Raw genomic sequence first — 1,745 nt, forward strand, 5'->3', positions numbered from 1 at the left:
AGAGGAGGAAGTATGGCAGAGTCGGAAAAGACGACCGACGACATCGACGAGATGGTCATCGACAGCGTCGACGCCCTGACCTCGACCATGGCGCAGATGCGCAAGGCGCAGGCTGAGTTCGCCACGTTCACGCAGGAGCAGGTGGACAAGATCTTCTACAAGGCTGCTCTGGCCGCCAACAAGGCGCGCATTCCCCTGGCCCAGATGGCCGTCGACGAGACCGGCATGGGTGTCATGGAGGACAAGGTCATAAAGAACCACTATGCCTCCGAGTACATCTACAACAAGTACAAGAACACCAAGACTTGCGGTGTCGTCGAGGAGGACAAGTCCTACGGCTACAAGGTCATCGCCGAGCCCATCGGCATCGTGGCCGCTGTCATCCCCACCACCAACCCCACGTCTACCGCCATCTTCAAGTGCCTCATCTGCCTGAAGACGCGCAACGCCATCATCATCAGCCCGCACCCCCGCGCCGCCAAGTGCACCATCGAGGCCGCCCGCGTGGTGCGTGACGCCGCCGAGGCAGCTGGCCTGCCCAAGGGCATCATCAACTGGATCGAGCACCCCTCGCTGGAGCTGACCAACGAGCTCATGCACGACGCCGACATCATCCTGGCCACCGGTGGCCCCGGCATGGTGAAGGCCGCGTACAGCTCGGGCAAGCCCGCCCTGGGCGTCGGCCCCGGCAACACCCCCGTGGTCATCGACTCCTCCGCCGACATAAAGATGGCGGTCAACTCGATCATCCACTCAAAGACCTTCGACAACGGCATGATCTGCGCCTCCGAGAACTCTGTCATCGTCCTGAACGACGTGTACGACGAGGTCAAGGAGGAGTTCGCTCGCCGCGGCTGCTACTTCTTTAAGCCCGAGGAGCTGGACCAGGCGCGCAAGACCATCATCGTCAACGGCGCCGTCAACCGTAAGGTCGTCGGCCAGCGCGCCGACACCATCGCCAAGCTGATGGGCATCGACGTGCCCGAGGGCACGAAGATCCTGATCGGCGAGGTCGAGGACGTGTCGCCTGCCGAGGAGTTCGCCCACGAGAAGCTGTCGCCCGTCCTGGCGATGTATCGCGCCAACGACTTCGACGACGCACTGGCAAAGGCCGAGCGCCTGGTTGCCGACGGCGGCTACGGCCACACCTCCGGCATCTACTGCGACGTCAACGAGCACGAGAAGCTGGCAAAGCACGCAGAGGCCATGAAGACCTGCCGTATCCTCGTGAACACCCCTGCCTCCCAGGGTGGCATTGGTGACCTGTACAACTTCAAGATGACCCCTTCGCTGACCCTTGGCTGCGGCTCCTGGGGCGGCAACTCCGTCTGCGGCAACGTGGGCGTGCCCAACCTGCTCAACCACAAGTACGTCGCGGAGAGGCGAGAGAACATGCTTTGGCTGCGTACCCCCGAGAAGGTCTACTTCAAGAAGGGCTGCATGCCCGTCGCCCTGGACGAGCTGGGCACCGTGTACCACAAGAAGCGTGCCTTCATCGTGACCGACTCCTTCCTGTACAAGTCTGGCTTCACCAAGAAGATCGAGGAGAAGCTGGACCAGATGGGCATCGCCCACTCCAGCTTCTGGTCCATCTCCCCTGACCCTAAGCTGCAGGACGCCCAGAAGGGCGAGGAGCTGCTGCGCGCCTTCGAGCCCGACTGCATCATCGCCATCGGCGGCGGCTCCGCAATGGACGCCGGCAAGATCATGTGGTCCATGTACGAGAACCCCGACGAGGACTTCTC

Annotated in this window: 1 protein-coding gene; it reads left to right on the forward strand. The window is 62.5% G+C overall.

All coding sequences use genetic code 11. The features are described 5' to 3' along the window. Positions 1-12: 12 nt before the first annotated feature. On the forward strand, positions 13-1,745 hold a 1,733-nt coding region (locus tag ACI38Z_RS08920; RefSeq protein WP_439789849.1), incomplete at its 3' end, for an aldehyde dehydrogenase family protein.

The sequence above is a fragment of the Parafannyhessea sp. genome, assembly GCF_051876455.1.
Classification (GTDB): Bacteria; Actinomycetota; Coriobacteriia; order Coriobacteriales; family Atopobiaceae; genus Parafannyhessea.